We start from the raw sequence: 7,159 nt of genomic DNA on the forward strand, positions 1-7,159 counted from the left end.
AAGCAACATATACAATACTATGAAGATGGGAGCTACACTATAGAGACACTTACCATTGACAATCTTTCTAAATCTGTGTCGTTTTATCTGCATGCCCGCCTCAGTGCGGGCTATTTTCGTTCAAGAGATCGGCAAAAATCGAACTTTCCTATCAAATAAAAAAAGGTAGGGAATAGAAAAATCTATTCCCTACGCTAATTTTAGCACAAGAGTAATGTCATTCGCAGCCTCAAACCTAAAATCTGGTCTGTAAAATCCAATAACTTGCCTCATATAACTCTTTGATACGTTGTAAGACCCTAGAAAAATGGGGTTTTCAATCACTGTTCTGAGCTGATAGCTGCCTGTGCTGCTGCAAGACGAGCGATCGGCACACGGAATGGTGAACAGGATACATAATCAAGTCCGATCTTATGGCAGAACTCTACGGAAGAAGGATCTCCACCGTGCTCTCCACAGATACCACAATGTAATGTCGGGCGAACCGGTTTACCAAGTTTCAATGCCATCTCCATCAGTTTACCAACGCCATCCTGATCCAATTTTGCAAATGGGTCATTTTCAAAGATCTTAGCGTCATAGTAAGCATCAAGGAATTTACCTGCATCATCACGGGAGAAACCAAATGTCATCTGTGTTAAGTCGTTTGTACCGAAGCAGAAGAACTCAGCCTCTGTTGCAATCTCATCAGCTGTTAATGCTGCACGCGGAATCTCGATCATAGTTCCAACTTCATACTTCAGATCAGCACCTGCTGCTGCAATCTCAGCGTCAGCTGTCTCTACAACAAATTTCTTAACATATTTTAACTCTTTGATATCGCCTACTAACGGAATCATGATTTCCGGTACCATATTCCATTCCGGATGAGCTTTGGATACATTGATTGCTGCACGGATCACTGCTTTTGTCTGCATTTTAGCGATTTCCGGATATGTTACAGCAAGACGGCATCCACGATGTCCCATCATCGGGTTGAACTCTTTCAGACCTTCGATGATAGCTTTGATCTGATCTACAGATTTACCCTGAGCATCAGCCAGTTTCTTGATGTCCTCTTCTTCTGTCGGAACGAACTCATGAAGTGGCGGATCAAGGAAACGGATCGTAACTGCTTCACCTTCCATTGCCTCGTATAACTGTTCGAAGTCACCCTGCTGATACGGTAAGATTTTCTCAAGAGCAGCTTCTCTCTCTTCTACTGTATCTGCACAGATCATCTCACGGAATGCATCAATTCTGTTACCTTCAAAGAACATATGCTCTGTACGGCAAAGTCCGATACCTTCTGCACCAAGTTCACGCGCTTTCTTAGCATCTGCCGGTGTATCAGCATTTGTACGAACTTTTAATGTTCTGTATTTGTCAGCCCATGCCATGATTCTTCCAAATTCACCAGCGATGGTAGCTTCTACTGTCGGGATTGCTCCGTCGTAAATGCAGCCAGTAGAACCATCAAAGGAGATTACATCACCTTCATGATACTCTTTTCCTGCAAGTGTAAATTTCTTATTTTCTTCATCCATAATGATGTCGCCGCATCCGGATACACAGCAAGCACCCATACCACGGGCAACTACTGCTGCATGAGATGTCATACCACCACGAACTGTCAGGATACCCTGGGAAGCTTTCATACCTGTGATATCTTCCGGTGAGGTCTCAAGACGAACCAGAACAACTTTCTCTCCTCTTGCAGCCCATTCAACAGCATCGTCAGCTGTGAATACGATTTTACCGCAAGCAGCACCCGGAGCAGCACCAAGAGCTTTTGCAATCGGTGTAGCAGCTTTTAATGCAGCTGTATCGAATGTCGGGTGAAGCAGAGCGTCAAGATTACGCGGCTCGATCATAGCTACCGCTTCTTTCTCTGTTCTCATTCCCTCATCTACCAGATCACAAGCAATCTTTAATGCAGCCTGAGCTGTTCTCTTACCATTACGTGTCTGTAACATGTAAAGTTTTCTATTCTCAACCGTAAACTCCATATCCTGCATATCTCTATAATGATCTTCCAGAGTTTTGCAAACCTGTACGAACTGAGCATATGCCTCCGGGAATTCCTCTTCCATCTTAGCGATCGGCATCGGTGTACGAACACCAGCAACTACGTCCTCACCCTGAGCATTGATCAGGAACTCACCCATCAGTTTCTTCTCGCCGGTAGCCGGATCACGTGTAAATGCAACACCTGTACCGCAATCATCACCCATGTTACCGAAAGCCATAGCCTGTACGTTTACGGCTGTACCCCAGCTGTACGGAATATCGTTGTCACGACGGTATACGTTTGCACGTGGGTTATCCCAGGAACGGAATACTGCTTTTACAGCTCCCATTAACTGCTCTTTCGGATCATCCGGGAAGTCCTGTCCGATTTTTGCTTTATACTCAGCTTTGAACTGTCCGGCAAGTTCTTTTAAATCTTCTGCAGTAAGATCTACATCAAAAGTAACGCCTTTTTTCTCTTTCATCGCATCAATGAGCTGCTCAAAATATTTTTTACCAACTTCCATAACTACGTCGGAATACATCTGGATAAATCTACGATAGCAATCCCATGCCCAACGTGGGTTATTGGATTTCTCAGCTAATACCTCTACTACGGTCTCATTCAGACCAAGATTTAAGATTGTATCCATCATACCTGGCATAGAAGCTCTTGCACCAGAACGAACTGATACGAGCAATGGATTCTCCTTGTCACCGAATTTCTTACCAGTAATCTCTTCCATTTTACCAATGTACTCGTTGATCTGTCCCTGAATCTCATCATTAATCTCACGGCCATCCTCATAGTACTGTGTACAAGCCTCTGTTGTAATAGTGAAGCCCTGTGGTACTGGAAGTCCAAGACCTGTCATCTCAGCAAGGTTTGCACCTTTACCTCCAAGAAGCTCGCGCATGCTGGCATTACCTTCGCTAAATAAGTACACCCATTTTGCCATTTCTAATTCCTCCTAAAATATACATTGTGTTTTGCAAACAGATATTGCGTCATCTGTTATTTTAGCAATTTTTCACATGAAGTTCCTTGTTTTCTCCGAAACTTCGTCTATATTTTACCACATTTTTTATAGATTTCAACCTTTTTTGTGAAATTTGTAACAAAATAATTACCTTTTTTTCACTACCCCACAAGTTGGTGACTATCCGCTCATTTTCCGCTTATATTCGATCATCCTGCATTATATATCTTACCTATTATACAGTAACAGGACCGACATTCTGCCTTCCGTTATTTTTTGGTGCTGCCTTCCTGTCTTCCCACAGCAGCGGGATTCCGATCACACCGACTGGAATGTCTGCATGAGCAAATGCATGTGCCGTAACCTACGAAGTTACAATATTGCGCAACCATACACCTTTTTTAACAAGTATAAATCCAATAATGCATTTGATAAAATCTGCTACCTGTACAAGTGCATAGATTGCAAGTACCGGAAGTGCGGTAAAACGACTGAGCGTAAACGCCACAGATACACTCACTACCCAAATAAATACACTGTCAAACAAAAATGTAATGATCGTTCTGCCACCGGAACGCAGTGTAAAATACGAGGCATGCAAAAATGCATTCTGTGGCATAAAAATGGCTGTGATTATAATAAAATATTTTGCCAGTTCTCTGGCCTCCGCATTCGTATTGTACAGGTTTGGGAATAATGGTGCCAGCACGAGCATCGCCAAAGCCACAATCGTACAGCAGAACACAGAAAATGCAATCATCTTATTATCTGTATCTCTCGCTTCTTTCATTTTACCGGCACCAAGCAGCTGTCCAACTACAATGGCCACCGAATCTCCCAGAGCAATGAATACAATATTAAATACATTGTTTACCGTATTTGAAATATTCAGACCTGCTACTACATTCAATCCACGTATAGAATAACACTGGGTCAGCATTGCCATGCCTGCGGCCCAGAAAGTCTCATTCAAAAGCAGCGGCGTACCCTGGATCAGGATTCTCCTTGTCATAGCAGCCGGAACCCGCATGGTGCGGTACAGTCCTTCCGCAAAGACATGTTTCGCATGATGTCTGTGTGTCCATCCCATGACGATCAGAACTTCCACATATCGTGAGATCACCGTAGCAAGCGCTGCACCTCTTACACCCAGTTTCGGGAAAAACAGCATTCCGTAAATAAGCATAAAGTTGAAAAACAGATTTACAACTACTGCAGCAACACCTGCTTTCATCGGCAGCATAGTCTCTCCACACTCCCTCAGTGTACTGGCATATACCTGTACCATCATAAAGGCCGGAAGTCCCCACACAATAATGTCCAGATATTCCCGTCCATAACGCAACGTATCTGCCACCTGTGCTACAGTGCCTTCTCCTTTCAGATACATGTGAATCAACGCATCTCCCTGTGTCAGGAGCAGCACAATCGTTGCTGCGGTGATAATGATCACCATCCACAGCTTATACCGCATCGTGTTGCGTACGCCCTCCTGATCTCCTTTTCCAAAATATTGTGCTGTGAAAATCCCGGCTCCGGATACACCACCGAAAATACACAGATTGTATACAAAAATCAGCTGATTCACAATCGCAGCGCCGGACATCGGTTCTGTACCGATTCGTCCGATCATAATATTATCCAACAGACTTACAAAATTTGTGATGCCATTCTGGATCATAATTGGAATTGCAATCGAAAGAACCATCAGATAAAACTTTTTATCTCCGATGAACTTTCTAAAAAAACATTTCTTTTCTGTCCTCTCCATTGATCTAATCTCCCTATTTGTAATATGAACTCTCAGAATCGTTCTTTTTTCAAAAATATCAATTTCTCCAATAGAACAGCCACCGATATAAAACCGATGGCTATTCTATTGGTTGCATAACTGGGATACTTGTTTTTACTCACCACTTGCAGAAGTGGGAGTCTTCTCGACTGAGATAAAATTCTACAACCCTGCCCTATTCTTGTGTTGTATCAATATACTACTCTTCCGATGTGATTCTGTCTGAGGTATATGGAAAATCAATTTTCAGATCACGGAAATAGTATTCCCGGTCTCTCTCCCCAATCTCTCTGGACACACGACATGGATTACCTACTGCAACCACATTTGCCGGAATATCTTTCGTCACGATACTGCCGGCACCAATGACACTATTATCTCCAATGGTAACTCCCGGAAGAATCACCGCATTACTTCCGATCCAGACATTTCTACCAATGTGAATTGGCAGAGAATAATGTGCCCCCATTCCACGATACTCCGGTTCCACCGGATGTCCGGTAGTACAAAGTGTTACATTCGGTCCGATCATGGTTTTATCTCCGATGAAAATATCTCCGTCATCTATCACACTCAGATTGAAATTTGCATAAAAACCGCCTTCCAGGTAGAGATGGCAGCCATAAGACATATGGACACCATCTTCAATAAACACACTGTCCCCACATTTTCCCAGCAATCCTTTCAACAGTTCCTGCCGTTTCTTCCGGTCTTCCGGACGGGTATGGTTGTAATCAAACATTACTTCTTTACAATGTCTGCGCAGTGCATCCAACTCCTGTTCCTGTTCGATATCTACCGGATCCTTATGTCCGTGCTCATAAAAAAGCATTCCATTTGCTATTCTGTCTTTTAACTGCATCATATTATCCCTCTCTCTTTTTTATTTTTTATGGGTTCAGGCACAGAAATGCCCCCAGATTCCCCCGTTTTCCATGACTGGCTCTGTGAGAAAACAACAATTCCGGATTACAGCAGGTGCACACATCCGTCACTTCCAGATGATCTTTCTTCACACCAGCATCCAGCAGCACAATTTCATTCGCTTTCCACAAATCCAGCTGATACTTTCCATTTCCTTTATCAATCAGAATTTCTGACGTATGCCCGGGAAACGCCTGCATAAACTGCACAGCCACGTCCTCGCTGATCTCATAACAATCCTGGCAGATTGATGGTCCAATGGCGCAATACACATCGGATGCCTCTGTGCCAAATGCATTATGCATAGCTTCCAGTGTACATTTTCCCATACGTGCAACTGTACCACGCCAGCCGGAATGACTCAGTCCGATGGCATGGTGTACCGGATCCACAAAATATAATGGTACACAGTCTGCATAGAAAGTAACAAGTGTCAGCCCTGAAACATTTGTGATCAGGCCGTCTACATCCGTATAATTCCTTGGACAGATCACGCCCTTGCCCGCATCCTCTTTGGTCACCAGCCGCACATTTGTTGTATGAGTCTGATCTGAACACACAAGATGACCGTTGTCCGTCCCCAGTGTTTCTGCCACCCTGCGATAATTTTCTTCCACAGATTCTGTTACATCCCCACGGCTGAAGCTGAGATTCAATGACGAAAAAATTCCTTTGCTGACACCACCATACCGCGTAGTAAAGCAATGACGAACTACTCCGGTCTGATCCAGCAACGGAAAATGAAACAACGGTACCTGTGCCCCATTGTTCAGCGGATGCATCTCCAGTCGAAGGGGCTGTGCCCCTTCTTTTTTTCGCTTGATTGCAGATATAATGCAGCATTCATCATCGTTTTGTTTTTCATTCTTATTATCGGCTGTCCGTTCTGTTATTGTATGTTCCATCTGTTCACCTTCTTTCGTTTCCATATCACATAGGCACAGTTTTTTCACAAAGCGGACATTCGCAATCCACTTTCGCTGCTTACTTATAAAAGCAGCATTTGTCACATCGAAAAATTCCCGCAATAGGCAAATGCATTTTCCATCAGTTCTACAGCATCCGCCGAAACCTGCGCCACATCAAAACGACAGGGCTGATCCATCGGATACCCGTAGCGTCTCAGATAAAATGCTGCCGCATTGGATATTCGTTTCTGTTTCCGATGATCTACTGCCTCACAGGGAGAGCCATACCCACGGTTGCTGCGGTATTTTACTTCTACAAAAATCAGATAACCATCTTTTCTGGCAATCAGATCAATTTCTCCAAAGCGACAACTAAAATTATGTTCCACAATATCATATCCATGCTGTTTCAGCCATCCAGCCACCCGCTGTTCCTGTACTGTTCCGATTTTTCTTGTATTCATTTTTGCCTTTCTACTCTCTCCGGCAAATAACAAGATTTTATTTGTTTGTGTACTAAATCGCATAGGATGCTTGTACTCCCACTGAGAAAGACTTGTTTTTAC

General features: G+C 43.6%; 5 protein-coding genes. All 5 read right to left on the reverse strand.

All coding sequences use genetic code 11. The annotated features are described in order from the left end of the window. Positions 1 to 320: 320 nt before the first annotated feature. The gene (gene ppdK, locus HMPREF0373_RS10105) at positions 321 to 2,948 is read right to left on the reverse strand and encodes a pyruvate, phosphate dikinase (RefSeq protein WP_021739610.1); all 2,628 of its coding nucleotides are present in this window, start codon (positions 2,946 to 2,948) and stop codon (positions 321 to 323) included. Between the two features lie 385 nt (positions 2,949 to 3,333). Next, positions 3,334 to 4,740 carry an MATE family efflux transporter gene (locus tag HMPREF0373_RS10110; protein WP_021739613.1) on the reverse strand — a complete coding sequence of 469 codons (1,407 nt, stop codon included), beginning with the start codon at positions 4,738 to 4,740 and terminating at the stop codon, positions 3,334 to 3,336. A gap of 220 nt (positions 4,741 to 4,960) precedes the next feature. Further along, complete coding sequence (locus tag HMPREF0373_RS10115) at positions 4,961 to 5,626, reverse strand: sugar O-acetyltransferase (protein WP_021739614.1); 666 nt, start codon at positions 5,624 to 5,626, stop codon at positions 4,961 to 4,963. Positions 5,627 to 5,651: 25 nt separating this feature from the next. Next, complete coding sequence (pgeF, locus tag HMPREF0373_RS10120) at positions 5,652 to 6,590, reverse strand: peptidoglycan editing factor PgeF (RefSeq protein WP_336302454.1); 939 nt, start codon at positions 6,588 to 6,590, stop codon at positions 5,652 to 5,654. A 101-nt stretch (positions 6,591 to 6,691) separates the two neighbouring features. Continuing rightward, on the reverse strand, positions 6,692 to 7,159 hold a 468-nt coding region (locus tag HMPREF0373_RS10125), incomplete at its 5' end, for a YraN family protein (RefSeq protein WP_021739616.1).

It is taken from the genome of Eubacterium ramulus ATCC 29099 (assembly GCF_000469345.1).
GTDB classification, from domain to species: Bacteria; Bacillota; Clostridia; order Lachnospirales; family Lachnospiraceae; genus Eubacterium_I; species Eubacterium_I ramulus.